Source organism: Kribbella pratensis (assembly GCF_004365355.1).
Taxonomy (GTDB): Bacteria; Actinomycetota; Actinomycetes; order Propionibacteriales; family Kribbellaceae; genus Kribbella.
Map to the genome: position 1 here is coordinate 251,460 of NZ_SODP01000001.1, position 15,528 is coordinate 266,987.

At 68.7% G+C, this 15,528-nt stretch carries 15 protein-coding genes; 11 read left to right on the forward strand and 4 right to left on the reverse strand.

Annotation, left to right across the window (positions count from 1 at the left end; genetic code table 11):
• Positions 1 to 100 precede the first annotated feature (100 nt).
• Positions 101 to 643 carry a hypothetical protein gene (locus EV653_RS01165; protein ID WP_134097072.1) on the forward strand — a complete coding sequence of 181 codons (543 nt, stop codon included), beginning with the start codon at positions 101 to 103 and terminating at the stop codon, positions 641 to 643.
• Here EV653_RS01165 and EV653_RS01170 read toward each other — a convergent pair.
• From EV653_RS01170 to EV653_RS01185, 4 genes are all read right to left on the reverse strand, one after another.
• Positions 640 to 1,614: a GNAT family N-acetyltransferase gene (locus EV653_RS01170; protein ID WP_134097075.1), complete on the reverse strand. Its 975-nt coding sequence runs from the start codon at positions 1,612 to 1,614 to the stop codon at positions 640 to 642. The two genes, EV653_RS01165 and EV653_RS01170, sit on opposite strands and share 4 nt — an antisense overlap.
• 73 nt (positions 1,615 to 1,687) lie before the next feature.
• Positions 1,688 to 2,566 (reverse strand): prephenate dehydratase, encoded by an 879-nt coding sequence (locus EV653_RS01175; RefSeq protein WP_134097077.1) that lies wholly within the window; start codon positions 2,564 to 2,566, stop codon positions 1,688 to 1,690.
• A 39-nt stretch (positions 2,567 to 2,605) separates the two neighbouring features.
• On the reverse strand, positions 2,606 to 3,403 hold the full coding sequence (locus tag EV653_RS01180; RefSeq protein WP_134097079.1) for a lysophospholipid acyltransferase family protein: 798 nt from the start codon (positions 3,401 to 3,403) through the stop codon (positions 2,606 to 2,608).
• 82 nt (positions 3,404 to 3,485) lie between these two features.
• Entirely contained in the window at positions 3,486 to 3,980 is a 495-nt protein-coding gene (locus tag EV653_RS01185) for a hypothetical protein (protein WP_134097081.1), read from the reverse strand.
• Between the two features lie 316 nt (positions 3,981 to 4,296).
• Between EV653_RS01185 and EV653_RS01190 the strand changes: the two genes are divergently transcribed.
• The 10 genes from EV653_RS01190 to EV653_RS01235 all read left to right on the forward strand — a co-directional run bounded on the left by EV653_RS01190 (position 4,297) and on the right by EV653_RS01235 (position 15,525).
• Positions 4,297 to 4,611, forward strand: a complete 315-nt coding sequence (locus tag EV653_RS01190; protein WP_134097084.1) for a hypothetical protein — start codon at positions 4,297 to 4,299, stop codon at positions 4,609 to 4,611.
• Between the two features lie 101 nt (positions 4,612 to 4,712).
• Complete coding sequence (locus tag EV653_RS01195) at positions 4,713 to 5,219, forward strand: anthrone oxygenase family protein (RefSeq protein WP_134097086.1); 507 nt, start codon at positions 4,713 to 4,715, stop codon at positions 5,217 to 5,219.
• 18 nt (positions 5,220 to 5,237) lie between these two features.
• Complete coding sequence (locus EV653_RS01200) at positions 5,238 to 6,065, forward strand: TIGR03936 family radical SAM-associated protein (RefSeq protein WP_134097088.1); 828 nt, start codon at positions 5,238 to 5,240, stop codon at positions 6,063 to 6,065.
• 154 nt (positions 6,066 to 6,219) lie between these two features.
• A complete protein-coding gene (locus EV653_RS01205) occupies positions 6,220 to 9,771 on the forward strand; it encodes an Rne/Rng family ribonuclease (RefSeq protein WP_134097091.1) in 3,552 nt (1,183 codons plus the stop codon).
• Positions 9,772 to 9,941: 170 nt separating this feature from the next.
• Positions 9,942 to 10,256, forward strand: a complete 315-nt coding sequence (gene rplU, locus EV653_RS01210; RefSeq protein ID WP_134103758.1) for a 50S ribosomal protein L21 — start codon at positions 9,942 to 9,944, stop codon at positions 10,254 to 10,256.
• Between the two features lie 12 nt (positions 10,257 to 10,268).
• A complete protein-coding gene (gene rpmA, locus EV653_RS01215) occupies positions 10,269 to 10,529 on the forward strand; it encodes a 50S ribosomal protein L27 (RefSeq protein ID WP_130381076.1) in 261 nt (86 codons plus the stop codon).
• Between the two features lie 167 nt (positions 10,530 to 10,696).
• A complete protein-coding gene (obgE, locus tag EV653_RS01220) occupies positions 10,697 to 12,268 on the forward strand; it encodes a GTPase ObgE (RefSeq protein ID WP_134097093.1) in 1,572 nt (523 codons plus the stop codon).
• On the forward strand, positions 12,268 to 13,380 hold the full coding sequence (gene proB / locus EV653_RS01225) for a glutamate 5-kinase (protein WP_134097095.1): 1,113 nt from the start codon (positions 12,268 to 12,270) through the stop codon (positions 13,378 to 13,380). The genes obgE and proB overlap by 1 nt, the downstream gene beginning before the upstream one ends.
• Before the next feature lie 283 nt (positions 13,381 to 13,663).
• A complete protein-coding gene (locus tag EV653_RS01230; protein ID WP_134097097.1) occupies positions 13,664 to 14,086 on the forward strand; it encodes a spore germination protein GerW family protein in 423 nt (140 codons plus the stop codon).
• Positions 14,087 to 14,280: 194 nt separating this feature from the next.
• On the forward strand, positions 14,281 to 15,525 hold the full coding sequence (locus tag EV653_RS01235; RefSeq protein ID WP_134097099.1) for a glutamate-5-semialdehyde dehydrogenase: 1,245 nt from the start codon (positions 14,281 to 14,283) through the stop codon (positions 15,523 to 15,525).
• The last annotated feature ends 3 nt before the right edge of the window (positions 15,526 to 15,528 follow it).

The following is a 15,528-nucleotide window of genomic DNA, read 5'->3' on the forward strand; positions in this document are numbered from 1 at the left end:
TGCGTTTCACCTTGCTCCGTTCACCGCGCGCACACAACCCTTCGTGGCAAGACTTTCGGATCTGTCCGGCCTCGATTTGTCTACAGTGCAGGATTGACCTATGCAGCGTGAGAAGTCGGTCCCGTTCGAGGTGCGTGCGCATCGTGGGTTGATCTCGGTCCGGGTGGTGCCGAACGACGACCCATGGGCCTCGGGGCACCAACTCGTCGCACCCGATCTGAACGCCGAGGCGTTCCGCGGTTTCCCGATCTGCACGGCGTCGATCAGGTACCACGGACGCGGCATCAACGCGATCATGGGCTGGATCCAGGTCGTCTCACGTGGCTCCGAGGTATCGGTCGACCTCGCGCCGAACCTGGACGCAACCGATCCGTTCTACGCGTACGGCTATCTACCGACGTTCTTCGACGCCCCCGCGAACCCCGACCACCCCGACGGCACGTGGCGCGCCGACACATTCCTCGTTGTCGTACCCGACGTGATCCGCTCCCATCACGTCGTCCCGATAGCCGCCTTCACCTGGGGCTACGAACTACGCTCCGGCCGCCCCACGCTCCTCGACGTCGCCGCCCTACCATCCGCAGACTGGGCCGGCCACCGCAACCTCCTCACAACAAAACACCCAACCTGGACGTTCGCCTAGAGGCTCCGTTCCCAGATCGTCCGTTGCGCAACCGGGCGGAACCCGAGCTTGGCGTTGACCGCGATCATCGGGCCGTTCTCCGGCGCGTTCCAGGTATGCAGCACGGCAGGACCGGCTTGAATCGCCCGCAGGTTCGGCGCCTTCACGGCGATACCCAGCCCGTTGCCGCGGTGCGTACGACGTACGTAGGTGTCGTACTGGTTGAGGCGCTCCGGGGTCTCCGGCGTACCGCCCATCTGCGTGTACGCCGCAAGCTCGCCGGACGCGGTGTGCACGGCGGCCGTGGTGTAGGTGAACCGTCCTTGGGCCACGCGGCGGGCCTCAGCGTCCCGCACGAGCTCAGGCGTCCACCGCACCGGCTCGTCCGTCCGATCGCCGGTCGGCACGTCCTCACTCATCCCGCTCAACAACTCCACAAACTGCTCGAGCCACTCATCCGGCACCTGCTCACGCCACTGCACCAACTCGTAGCCGTCGACAGGCTGCTCCAACGCCGTCACGTCGATCGGCAACTCCACGACCTGATGCAGCTCCGCGTGCTTCTTCTCGAACCCTCGAGCCCGAGCGAACGCCGTCCCAGCACTCTCACCGGTCACCGGATCGCCCGCAACGTTGGTCCCGGAAACAATCCGTCGTCCCTCGGCCCGCACCCGTTCCACCGCCACCTGGAGCAGCCGACTCCCCACCCCTTGCCGCCTGAACTCCGGCACCACGGCGAGCTCCACGTCCACCGTGTCGGTATTTCCCACCAACCACCAATCCAGCCAAGCCACCCCGAGCCAGGCGTCCCCCTCGACTACTCCGATCCCCTCAGCTCGCACATCAGCATGGGTCCCGGCCATCAAAACCCGAGCCTCCTCCACCCCCAACCCGACCGGAAACTCCAGCTCCTCCCGCCGGACCCCGAACTTCACGTCATAGAACCGCCTGAACAGCTCAGGATCCCGCCCATCAACCCAAACAATCTCCACGCAGGCACCCTAGGCGCGCGAGGGCGTGACGGTCCCCGGAATTAGCTGCAGGCGATCCGCGCGAAGGCTCGATTCAGTGGTGGGGGCGGAGGGCGCGGTTGGCGGCGGGTTCGGCTATTGAGGTGCGGAAGGGGTGGGCGGGGTAGACGCCCAGCAGGCGGACCTCGACGGAGAAGAAGGCGAGTTCTTCCAACGCCAGGGCGACGTTCGGGTCCTCGGGGTGGCCTTCGATGTCGGCGTAGAACTGGGTGGCGAAGAACATGCCGCCGAGTTGGTAGGACTCCAGCTTGGTCATGTTCACGCTGTTGGTGGCGAATCCGCCCAGAGCCTTGTAGAGCGCAGCCGACACGTTCCGTACGCGGTACACGAAGCTGGTGATCACGGGGCCCGAGCCGACCGGCGGCACCTCCGGCTCGCGGGAGAGCACGAGGAAGCGGGTCGTGTTGTGGTGCTCGTCCTCGACGTCGGACGCGAGCGTCTCGAGCCCGTACAGCTCGGCCGCCGCCCGCGGAGAGAGCGACGCCACCGTCGGGTCACCCAATTCAGCGACCTCACGGGCCGCGCCGGCGGTGTCATCCGCGACGACAGTCGACCAGCCGTGCTCCCGGATGATCTTCCGGCACTGCCCGAGCGCGTGGACGTGGCTGCGAACGGTCCGGATCTGGTCCAGCGTCGTACCAGGAGTCCCCAGCAACTGGAAGTGGATCGGCAGGAAGTACTCGCCGACGATGTGCAGCCCGGACTCGGGCAGCAGGTGGTGGATGTCCGCGACCCGGCCGGCGATCGAGTTGTCCACCGGGATCATCGCGAGCCCGGCGCGCCCGCTGCTCACGGCCTCGAGCGCGTCCTCGAACGTCGTACAAGGCAGTTGCTCGCGGTCCGGGAACATCTCGGTGCAGGCCATCGCTGAATTCGCGCCTGGCTCACCCTGATAAGCGATCGGTCCGTCCACGATCTACCAGCCTAGACCCACCGCATCTCACCAGCCGGATCAGGTGTCCGTCTTACGGACCTTCTCCGGTGCCCCGGTGACCGCGCGACCCTCGAGCGCCTTCGCCTTCGTGGCGTACATGTCGATGTATTCCTGCCCCGACAACTCCATGATCTTGTACATGATCTCGTCGGTCACCGCGCGCAGGATGAGCCGATCGCTCTCCATCCCTTCGTACCGCGAGAAGTCCAGCGGCTCGCCGAACTTCACCGTCGGCGAAGCGAACGACGCGACGACCTTCCCGGGCGGAGCCACCACATCCGTCCCGATCACCCCGCACGGGATGACCGGCACCTTCGCCTCCAGCGCGAGCCGGGCCACGCCGGTTCGCCCCTTGTACAGCCGCCCGTCGTGCGACCGTGTCCCCTCCGGGTAGATCCCGAACAGCTCGCCGCGCTCCAGCACCTTCATCCCGGCCCGCATCGCGCCCTCGGACGCCGACCCGCCGGAGCGGTCGATCGGCACCTGGCCGGTGCCCTTGAAGAACCCGCGCTGGAACCGGCCCTTGATCCCGGCCCCGGTGAAGTAGTCGGACTTCGCGACGAACGTGACCCGGCGGCGCAGCGCCAGCGGCATGAAGATCCAGTCGGAGTACGAGAGGTGGTTGCTGGCGATGATCGCCGCGCCGGTGGCCGGGATGTTCTCGGCGCCGAGCACATTCGGCCGGAAGATGCGCTTGACCGGCGGACCGACCAGCACGTTCTTCAGCACCCAGTAGATGCCCTTGCCGTCGCCGTCGCCGGCATCCACGACCGCAGGGTCCGGCTCGCGCCGCGGCGACTGTGCCGGTTCCGTCATCGGATTCCTTCCTCACGCGTTCCCCGAACCTTCATGATGCCGTACGGCAACCCGGATGGGGATCAGCCAACCCGGATGCGGATCAATCGCCCTGGGCAGGCCTGAAGTGTGCCTTGACGTCGGGGCGGTTGGCGAGGACGAAGGTGGTGATCAGCACCACGATCTGGAGGCCCTGGCCGATGCTCATCCAGACCGGATTCTGGCCGGACGCGATGTAGTACACGTTGAGCACGGTGACCACGATCGCCACGACCCGGATCCGCCGGTACGACGAGCGCCTGCCGTGCCGCAGCCCTCTGATGATGCGCAGGTAGACGAGCAGGACGATCAGCGCCGTGATCGGCCGCGACCACAGCGCCCACGACAGGCTGGTCCGGACCTGGTCCCGGACGGCGGGATCGGGTGAGTCGTGGTTCGGGGCATGGGCGAACTGGTAGTTGAGGACGCTGTGGTGGAAGACGGCGACGAGTACCGCGATCAGGATGCTCAGGCCGAGGTAGATCGCCACCAGGCGGATCACCGGACGCATCACTCGTTCCCGTTCGACGGCGATGGTGTCCTCAGTTGGATTGGTCATGAATGCAAGTTAGTGCCGGCCCCGGGGCATCGAGCTCGGTCGCCACGCGGAAGCCGCTGACATCGCGACGTACTGCTTCGTAAGTTTCTGATCACACCGTCGCCCAGATGGGGGAGTTCCGCGAGCAGCTCGACAAGGACCTGAACATCCTCTGGAGCATCGAGCCGTTCAAGTCGTACCCGCCTCCAACCAGCAGATCCTTGCTATCGACAACAGCGATACGTGCGGCGGAGCGGGCGGGACGTATGCGACCGCGTCCGGCGGGGCAACGCGCTCTCGGCCCTCATCACGCCGCACGAACTCGGCCATTCGCACGGTGGGCTCCAAGACGAAGACGACTACTACGCCCGCGGCGACCGCGGCGCGCAGGCCGACAGATGTGTCCCTGCCGTTCAAGTTCACCGCCGAGGACACCGAGATCGATCAGCTCGTCTACGGCAAGCTCGGCGTACCGCGGGTCGTGCCGTGGGACGACGTACCGCCCGGGTACGGGCGTCATCAGATCGAGTTCCGCGCTATCGATGCCCCCGGCAACATCGCGAGCTGCCGAGCCAACGCTTCGGAACCGACCAACCTCCAGGCGCCGAACAAGGTGTCGGGCCCCCGAGCCGGGCAGTGCGCGAAGCTCTGAGCCGAGCAGACATGGACGTGAGTTTCGCCGACATGTCCCCGGCAGCGCGGTTCTCATAACTTTCTGAGCGCGGGGAGTTCCCGCCGTACAGAAGGAGTGAGATGAACGGACTGCGGGTGGCGTCCCTGATGGCGGCCACGATGACAACCGGTCTGGTGGCCGGTGTCTATGCGATCTATGCGAACGCGTTCATGCCCGGTCTGGCGAAGACCGACGACAAGACCTTCGTCGGGGCGTTCACGGCGGTGGACCGGGCGATCGTGAACCCACTCTTCCTCGGCCTGGGCTTCCTGGGCGCGGCGCTGTTCACGGTGCTCGCCGGACTACTCAGCCTCAAGGAGAAGGCGCTGCCGTGGATCGCGGTCGCGTTCGTGCTGTACCTGGTCACGATCATCGTCACGATCGCGGTGAATGTCCCCCTGAACGACGCCCTGAAGGCCGTCGGCGACCCCGCGACCATCGACGTCGCGGCAGCCCGAGCGGCCTTCGACGAATCCAGATGGGTCGCCTTCAACCTGCTCCGCACGATCCTCGCCCTGGTCTCCTTCGGCCTCCTCGGCTGGGCGTTGTACCTGACCGGCAAGTCCGCCGCTCAGCCGTCGGGATGATTTTGAGAGACTGTCCCCGTGCCACCAGTTCAAGCTCCGCCCTCGCAGCAGCTCCCCGCGGTCCAGAAACTCCGGGTGAGGTTCGCCAAGCGGGGACGGCTGCGATTCACCTCACACCGCGACTTCCAGCGGGCGTTCGAGCGCGCCGTCCGGCGGGCCGAGCTGCCGGTGGCGTTCTCGCACGGCTTCAGCCCGCACCCGAAGATCTCGTACGCCGGTGCCGCGCCGACCGGAGCCGCCTCCGAAGCGGAGTACCTGGAGATTTCGCTCACACACGAGCGGGACGCCGACGAGGTGCGGGCCGCGCTCGACGAGGCGTTGCCGCCGGGGCTCGACGTACTCGAGGTGGTCGTCGCCGGGCCGGGGTCGCTGGCCGAGCGGCTGGAGGCCAGCGAGTGGCGGATCGCGTTACCGGGGGTGGATCCCGAGGTGGCCGGAGCCGCGGTGGAGGCCTTCCTGGCTCGGGAGGAAATTCTGGTCGAGCGCATGACCAAACGAGGGGTTCGTTCGTTCGACTGTCGGGCTGCCGTTCTCCGACTCACCGTCGCGAGTGAACCGGGGCCGGTTGAGACGTGTGCGATACTGCAAGTGGTGTTACGGCACGGAACCCCGGCCGTGAGACCCGACGACGTTCTCGCCGGCGCGCTCGAGGTAGCGACGCTCCCGGTGACGGGCCCGGCTCTTTTGACCAGGCTCGCCCAGGGCCCGCTCACCACGGACACCGGCACGGTGGAAGACCCGCTCGCTCGTGACCGCGACGCCAACCAGGCGACCGCGACCGGCCAGGCAGATCCTCACCAGACGCACACAGCGGAGGGCGACGCCGCCGCTCCCTCTGTGCCCTGAGCGCGGGCGGAGCGGATCCAGCAGGCTTCCGCCACGCGGCGGCCCCGGGAAGATTTCCGGGCCATGCGCGGCGAACCGTGACCGCCTTGTGGCCGCGCCGGACCCGTGACAGGGGTCGCAGGATGCGCCGGAGGGCTTGAGGAGACCGCACTACATGCTCGACAACGAGCCGACCACCGAGGCAGCCGACGCGGCTGCCACCGCCCAGCCCACCGCCTCCACTCGCAGGACTGCGAAGAAGGCGCCGGCTGCGAAGAAGACCACCACGCGCAAGCGCACGGTGAAGACCGCCCCCGAGAACGCCACGGCGGTCCCGACCCAGTCCGACGGCCAGACCGCCGATCCGGCGCCGGAGCCGGTCAAGAAGGCGGCAGCCAAGAAGACTGCCGCGAAGAAGACCACGGCCAAGAAGGCCGCGGCGAAGGCTCCGGCCAAGAAGACCGCCCGCGCCGCCAAGAAGACCGCTGAGCAGGACATCTTCCCGCAGTTCGTCCCCGACGACGCGCCGGAGACCGCAGATGCGGCCCCCGCGAAGAAGACGACCCGCAAGCGCGCCGCCAAGAAGGCTGCCGGCGCTCCGGACCTGCTGTCCGCAGATTCTCCGGTCTCCGACGGCCCGGTAGCCAACGCCGACACCAATGCGCCGGTCGCCGACGCCAGCGCACTCACCGCGGAGACCAGCGCGCCGGCCGCGGACGCCCCCGCCCGCAAGCGCACCTCCCGCCGCCGTACGAGCAAGTCCGCCGAGGCGGCCCCGGCCGCTGAGGGTGCCTCCGCGGACCACGGCGACTCGGGTGCGACGCGCAACGACAGGCGCGACCGGACCAGCGGCGCAACTGACGCCAACTCCGGCGTGACCGACGGTGACTCGCTGGACCGCTCCGGTTCTGTCGCGTCCTCCGGCATCTCCACGGGCGATCCCGCCAACGCGACCTCCGAGGAGCCGACAACCCGCCGTACGCGTCGGCGTGCAGCCGCCCCCGCGGCCGTGCTGTTCCAGGCGCCGACCGGCGGCCCTCAGCAAACTGCACAGCAGCCTGCCCCCCAGCAGAGCGAGCCGACCGCGGTTGAGGCGGCCGCCGAAGCGACCCCCGAGCCCGGGACCGACGAGCAGCCGACCGGCAACCGCCGTCGCCGCAGCCGTCGTAACCGCGACGCCGAGGCCCGCGAGACCGAGGTAGCCGAGGAGACCACCGACGCCGCCGAGCCGCACGCCTCTGCAGACGCCTCCGCAGACGCCTCCGCTGGTGACGGCGCGCCCAGCGGACGGTCCAGGAGCAGGTCCGCCCGCAAGACCGCCGCTCCGGCTCCCGTGGCTGAGACTGCGACCGACGACGAGGCGGACGAGGAGTCCGCGGACGTCACCGACGCCCAGTCCGAGGACGGCGAGGAAGGTGGCGAGGGGACTCGTCGCCGTCGTCGCCGCCGCGGTGGACGTCGTCGTCGCAAGACCGGCGAAGGCGCGGACGACAACGCCGACGACCAGTCCGACGACGAGGACGAGCACGACACCCACGACAACCAGGACACCGACCAGGACGCCGACGCGTCCGAGGACGGCGACCACGACGGTGCGGCCGACTCCGACGAGGACGGCGAGGCAGGCAGCTCGTCCCGGCGTCGCCGGCGTCGCCGGCGACGCAAGGGCGAGGACAGCGCGTCGTCCCCGGACGACCCCGACGAGACCGTCGTACGGGTCCGTGAGCCGCGCAGCAAGAACACCGTGAACGAGATCACCGCGGTCGAGGGTTCGACGCGCCTCGAGGCGAAGAAGCAGCGCCGCCGCGAGGGTCGCGCCGCCGGTCGCCGCCGCGCGCCGATCGTGACCGAGGCCGAGTTCCTGGCCCGCCGCGAGTCGGTCGAGCGGACGATGGTGATCCGGTCCCGCGAGGACCTGACCCAGATCGCGGTCTCCGAGGACAACGTCCTGGTCGAGCACTACGTCACCACGGCGGAGCAGAGCTCGCTGATCGGCAACGTGTACCTCGGCCGCGTGCAGAACGTGCTGCCCAGCATGGAGGCCGCGTTCATCGACATCGGCAAGGGCCGCAACGCCGTCCTGTACGCCGGCGAGGTCGACTGGGCCACCCTTGGTGGCGCCAACGGTCCGCGCAAGATCGAGCAGGTGCTGAAGTCCGGTCAGTCCGTCCTGGTCCAGGTGACCAAGGACCCGATCGGTCACAAGGGCGCCCGGCTCACCAACCAGATCAGCCTTCCCGGCCGGTACGTCGTGTACGTCCCGCGCGGCGGCAACGGCGGCATCAGCCGCAAGCTGCCCGACACCGAGCGGAACCGGCTGAAGACGATCCTCAAGGACATCGTCCCCGACGAGGCCGGCGTGATCGTCCGGACCGCCGCCGAGGGCGCCTCGGAGGAGGAGCTGACCGCCGACGTCAGCCGCCTGCAGAAGTACTGGGAAGACATCGACCGCAAGTCGAAGAACGGCCAGGCCCCGCAGCTGCTGCACGGCGAGCCCGACCTGCTGATCCGGGTCGTCCGCGACCTGTTCACCGAGGACTTCACCAAGCTGGTGATCTCCGGCGACGACGCCTTCGACCAGGTCCGCGAGTACGTCGCCGACGTCGCGCCGCACCTGGCCGACCGGGTCGAGAAGTGGAGCGGGGACGGTGACGTCTTCGCGAACTTCCGGATCGACGAGCAGATCAAGAAGGCGCTGGACCGCAAGGTCTGGCTGCCGTCCGGCGGCTCGCTGATCATCGACCGGACCGAGGCGATGACCGTCGTCGACGTCAACACCGGCAAGTTCACCGGCTCCGGGGGCAACCTCGAGGAGACCGTCACCAAGAACAACCTGGAAGCGGCCGAGGAGATCGTCCGGCAGCTCCGGCTCCGCGACATCGGCGGCATCATCGTGATCGACTTCATCGACATGGTGCTCGAGTCGAACCGCGATCTCGTCCTGCGCCGGCTGGTCGAGTGCCTGGGCCGCGACCGGACCAAGCACCAGGTCGCCGAGGTCACCTCGCTCGGCCTGGTCCAGATGACCCGGAAGCGGATCGGCACCGGCCTGCTCGAGGCGTTCAGCGAGAACTGTGACCACTGCGGTGGCCGCGGCCTGATCCTGCACGACGAGCCGAAAGAGTCCCGCCGCCGCGACAGCCGCAACGGCCAGGGCAACAACGGCAGTAACGGCCACGCGCAGGGCAACAACGGCAACGGCCAGGGCAACGGCAACTCGAACGGCAACGGTCACGACCACGGCAAGCCCGCGCAGGCGGAGGAGGGTGGCCGGAAGAGCTCGCGCCGCCGCCGGGGCAAGGGCCGCGGTGAGGAGGAGGCCGCCGAGACTGGTGAGTCCAGGGCGGCCGAGACCGCGCAGCACAACGCCGATGCCGCCCAGAAGCTCGCGCTGATCGCCGCCGCCTCCGCGAAGAAGGACGACGAGCACGGTACGCCGGAACCGACCGGTTACCCGATCTCTGCCGCTGCGGACGAGCACGTCAGCCCGGAGGCGACCGGCTTCCCGGCCGAGACGGCCCAGGCGACGACCGTGATCACCGAGACCCCGGCACCGGCCGACTCCGAGGCTCCGGCCCCGGCGGGTGACGCGGCCGGACCGGCCGACGCCGCCCAGAACGGGGCCACCAAGAGCACCCGGCGGCGGCGCAGCAGCCGCAGCCGGAGCAAGACCAGCACCGAGGGTGAAGGCGCGGAGCCGTCCGAGCTCGTCACCACCGGTAGCTGAACCGATGTGATGTGGGTCCCGTTGCAGGCGGGGGAGCCAGTTTGACCCGTCTGTGAGGGGACCCGTAAACTTGAGCGTCGGCGCGCGTTCCGCGTGCCATGTTTGTGTGGGCCGCCAGGTCTGTGCAGGCCCCCGTAAGTTTTCCGAACCAGCAGAGAGTGAGATCCACGGTGTACGCGATCGTGCGCAGTGGCGGCACCCAGCAGAAGGTCGCCGTCGGCGATGTCATCGAGATCGACAGCCTGACGGACAAGGTGGGCGACACTGTGTCCCTTCCGGCGGTCCTCGTCGTCGATGGCGACACCGTGACGACCGACTCTGCGGCGCTGGCCAAGGTGGCCGTTTCGGCTGAGGTTCTCGGCCGCTCCAAGGGCCCGAAGATCACCATCATGAAGTACAAGAACAAGACCGGTTACCGTAAGCGCCAGGGGCACCGTCAGCACTACACCCAGGTCAAGGTCACCGCGATCGACGCGAAGAAGTGAGCTGATTATCAAATGGCACACAAAAAGGGAGCGGCCTCGACCCGCAACGGTCGTGACTCCAACGCGCAGCGCCTCGGCGTGAAGCGGTACGGCGGTCAGCTGGTCAACGCCGGCGAGATCATCGTCCGTCAGCGTGGCACGCACTTCCACCCGGGCAACCTGGTCGGCCGTGGCGGCGACGACACGCTGTTCGCGCTGGCCGAGGGCCACGTGGAGTTCGGCACCCGGCGCGGTCGCCGCGTCGTCAACATCGTCCCGGCCCCGGCGGAGTAACACCGCCACCCGGACGTACTGCAAGCTCTGAAAAGGGCGGGTCGCGGAATACCGCGCACCCGCCCTTTTGCTGTCTCAAGGGAAAGCAAGAGCACAAGACCACAAACCACCCCTCGCTTCACTCGCGGCGGGGGGATGGCGGACCCAACAGGAAGTAGAGAACACCGATGGCAATCCCCAGCTTCGTCGACCGCGTGACGGTGAATGTCGCCGCGGGCCGCGGCGGAAACGGCTGCGCCTCGGTGCACCGGGAGAAGTTCAAGCCCCTCGGCGGTCCCGACGGCGGCAACGGCGGTGACGGCGGCAGCGTGATCCTGCGCGTCGACCCCGACGTGACCACGCTCGTCGACTACCACCGCTCCAGCCACCGCACCGCCACGAACGGTGCCCAGGGCAAGGGTGACCACCAGGCCGGCAGCAACGGCGGCGACGTCATCCTGCCGGTCCCCGACGGCACAGTCATCAGCACGCCGGACGGCGTCGTACTCGCGGACCTCGTCGGACCGGGCGCGGAATTCGTTGCTGCCCAAGGCGGCAAGGGTGGTCTGGGCAACGCGGCCCTGGCCAGCAGCTCGCGCAAGGCCCCTGGATTCGCCCTGCTGGGTGAGGACGGCGAGGAGCGCACTCTCGTCCTCGAGCTGAAGGTCGTCGCTGACATCGGTCTGGTCGGCTTCCCGAGCGCGGGCAAGTCGTCGCTGGTGGCCGCGATCAGCCGCGCCCGGCCGAAGATCGCCGATTACCCGTTCACCACCCTCATCCCGAACCTCGGCGTCGTCGTTGCCGGTGACGTCACGTTCACCGTTGCCGACGTACCGGGTCTGATCGAGGGTGCGAGCGAGGGGCGTGGGCTCGGGCACGACTTCCTGCGGCATGTCGAGCGGTGTGCGGCGCTCGTACACGTCATCGACTGCGCGACGTACGAGCCGGGCCGTGACCCGCTCAGCGACCTCGACACGATCGAGGCCGAGCTGCAGGCGCACGGCGGGCTCGAGGACCGGCCGCGACTCGTGGCCTTGAACAAGATCGACGTACCCGACGCGCGCGAGATCGCCGACATGGTGCAGGCCGAGCTGGAGCAGCGCGGGCTGCGGGTGTTCCCGATCTCGACCGCGTCGCACGAGGGCCTCGAGGCCCTGAAGTTCGCGATGGCCGACATCGTCGTACGGCGTCGCGCGGAAGAGGAGAAGCCCGACACCACGCGGATCGTGATCCGACCGCACGTGCAGGGCGGTCCTGAGTTCAAGGTGAAGAAGCTGCCGGACGACGGCGGCTGGCTGGTGCAGGGCGACAAGCCCGAGCGCTGGGTCCGGCAGACCGACTTCGCGAACGCGGAGGCGACCGGGTACCTGGCCGACCGGCTGAACCGGCTCGGCGTCGAGGACGAGCTGCTGAAGCTGGGCGCGCTCGCCGGCGACGCGGTGATGATCGGCGACGGACCGAACGCGATCGTGTTCGACTTCGCGCCCGACGTCCTGGCCGGCGCCGAGATCCTGGCCCGGCGCGGTGAGGACCACCGGCTCGAGGAGGATCGTCCGGCGGCCCAGCGGCGGCGGGAGAAAGACACCGAGTACCACGCCAACAAGGGTGTTCGGACCGATTACAAGCAGGAATGGGGCGAGGACGAGGTCGACTTGTCCCCGGCCGAGGCGAAACGGGCAGCGGTGAAGGCGGAGAAGCTGGCGCGCAAGGAAGCGCGCGAGCTCGAAGCGGCGGCAGAAAGCACAGATCAGGACTTCTGATGGACGCTCGCGCGGAGGTCCTTGCGGCCACGCGAATCGTCGTGAAGGTCGGCTCGTCATCGCTGACCCAGCGCGGAAAGATCGACCTCGAACGGCTCCGGCTGCTCGTCGACGCCGTCTCGGCGCGACGGGTGGAGGGGGCCGAGGTCGTGCTCGTCTCGTCCGGCGCGATCGCCGCCGGCCTGGCCCCGATGGGGTTGCGGTCGCGACCGCGTGACCTGGCCACGCAGCAGGCTGCCGCTTCGGTCGGGCAGGGCCTGTTGATGGCTCGCTACAGCGATGCGTTCGCGGCGCACGGGCTGCGGGTGGGGCAGGTGCTGCTGACCGTCGACGACGTGACGCGGCGCAGTCACTACCGCAACGCGTACCGCACGTTCGCGCGGCTGCTCGAGCTGGGCGTCGTACCGATCGTGAACGAGAACGACACCGTCGCGACCACCGAGATCCGCTTCGGCGACAACGACCGGCTCGCGGCTCTGACCAGTCATCTGGTCCACGCCGATCTGTTGCTGCTGCTGTCCGACGTCGACGGCCTGTACGACGGGGATCCGCGCAAACCTGGTACGTCGATGGTCACCGAGATCCGCGGTGCGGCTGATCTGGAGCCGCTCGCGATCGGCAAGACGGGCTCGTCCGGCGTCGGCACCGGTGGCATGCAGACGAAGGTCGAGGCGGCCGCAATCGCCACAGAGGCAGGGATTCCGGTCATCCTGACCTCGGCCGGGCACGTCGGCGAGGCTTTGCGCGGGGAGAAGGTCGGCACCCTCTTCCACCCCACCGGACGCCGCCGCAAGACCCGGCTGCTGTGGCTGGCCCACGCGACCTCGGGCCAGGGCGTACTGCGTTTGGACGAAGGGGCCGTCCGCGCTGTCACCCAACGCCGCGCCTCCCTCCTCCCGGCCGGAATCTCTGCAGTAGAAGGCACTTTCTCCGCCGGCGACCCCGTCGATCTGGTCTCGCCATCGGGAGTCGTCATCGCCCGCGGTCTGGTCAACTACGACGCCAGCGAGCTCCCCGGCCTCCTCGGCCGCTCCACCCGGGACCTGGCTCGCGAACTCGGCGCGGCGTACGAACGCGAAGTCGTCCACCGCGACGACCTGGTGTTGCTCTAGTGGCGCACCCGGTAACGGTCAGCCACGGTGGATCTGCGAGGACGTAGACGAGGTTGGCGCCGACTGCGGCGATCAACGTCGCGGTGCGCCGGGTCGTGGATGAGGGGCGGTGTGGAGTCTCCCTCAGCATGGCTACACCTTCTCGCCACGAGCGTCCCCGCAATGCTCGCGGCCGTCCCGCCCCAAAGGTCCTGTCCTGAAAGGACTGTGGGCCCTGCCGGTGGCGCATCACCCTGCTGACCCTGGAAACAGGTCGGCTCCGCAAGGATGTGAGGTGGAAGGCATGGCAAAGCCTGACGAGACGCGCGGCGAGGTGCTCGAGGTCCTGCGTGGAGTGATCGACGGCGTGAAGGCGGGAACGGTTTTCGGCACCCCTGTCAGTCGCAACGGCCTGACTGTGCTGCCGGTCGCACGCATCGCCGGTGGTGGAGGCGGCGGGCGTGGTGACGGCAGCAACGGGCGTGGCGCCGACGGCTCCGGCGGAGGTCTGGGCTTGTCGGCCCGGCCGGTCGGTGTGTACGTCATCCGCGATGACGGCGTCACCTGGTCTCCGGCAGTGGACGTCACCAAGGTCATTCTCGGCGGTCAGTTGGTCGGGATGGTCGCCTTGTTCACGCTCCGGACCCTGTTCAAGATGATCCGCGACCGCCGAACCCGTGCTCAGCAACCGTCTCCTGCCCCGGAGGAAGCTGCGACGACGGACTGACAGCCCGCTGGTCGAAGACTCCCCGCGGTACGTCGGGCCCATGTCTGCAGGGGTGAATGGTCGCGGTCGATCGTGGCGGTGCGCCACCTTGTGCACCCACCAACCTTCCGTGCCGCGATTTGGTGGTTGGTGGGTGCTCAAGGTGGGCTGAGACGGCGGCGGAGGGTCGCCGTGGGGCGCACTAGGATGAGCGAGTGAGCGAGATCATCGAGCTGGCGCGGCGGGCGCGCGAGGCGTCGTACGCCTTGGCCGACGCGTCCCGGGCGACGAAGGATGCGGCGCTGCGCGCGATGGCAGCGGCGCTGCGCGACAACACGGACGCGATCGTCGCGGCGAACGCTGTCGACGTCGCCGCGGCGCGTGAGGCGGGTACGCCGGAGTCCACCGTCGACCGGCTGGCACTCAACCCGGCCCGCGTCGACGGGATGGCGGCCGGGCTGGAGCAGCTCGCCGGGCTGACCGACCCGGTGGGTGAGGTGGTCCGCGGGTACACGCTGCCGAACGGGCTCGAGCTCCGCCAGGTCCGGGTGCCGTTCGGCGTGGTCGGCATCATCTACGAGGCCAGGCCGAACGTGACCGCCGACGCCGCGGGCATCTGCCTGAAGTCCGGTAACGCCGTACTGCTGCGTGGCTCGTCGTCCGCTGCAGAGTCCAACACGGCGATCATCGGCGTACTGCGGGACGCCGCCGCGGCCTGCGGGCTGCCTGCCGATGTGATCCAGGGCGTGGCGACGGATCGCGCTGCCGTGAAGGAGCTGATGCAGGCCCGCGGGCTGGTCGACGTACTGATCCCTCGTGGTGGTGCCGGCCTGATCCAGACCGTCGTCGGCGAGTCGTCGGTGCCGGTGATCGAGACGGGCGTGGGGAACTGCCACGTGTATATCGACGCGGATGCTGATCTGGACCTCGGGCTCGAGATCCTGCTGAACTCGAAGACTCAGCGGCCCAGCGTCTGCAACGCGGCCGAGTCGCTGCTGGTTCACTCCGCGGTTGCGGACGAGTTCCTCGCGCGTGCTCTGCCGGCCCTGGCCGAGGCCGGCGTGACGGTTCACGGTGACCCAGCGGTAGTTGCTGCTGGCAAGGATGTTGTCGCGGCGACCGAGGAGGACTTCGGCACGGAGTACAACTCGCTCGATCTGTCGGCCGCGGTGGTCGATTCGCTCGAGGACGCGGTGCAGCACATCCGCCGCTACAGCTCGGGCCACACCGAGGCGATCATCACCCGCTCGCAGTCCGCGGCCCGCCGCTTCACCCAGGCGGTCGACTCCGCAGCGGTCGTCGTCAATGCCAGCACGCGCTTCACCGACGGCGGCGAGTTCGGCTTCGGCGCCGAGATCGGCATCTCGACCCAGAAACTCCACGCCCGCGGGCCGATGGGTCTGCCGGAGATGACGTCGACGAAGTACATCGTCATCGGCGACGGCCAGATCCGCACGTGACTC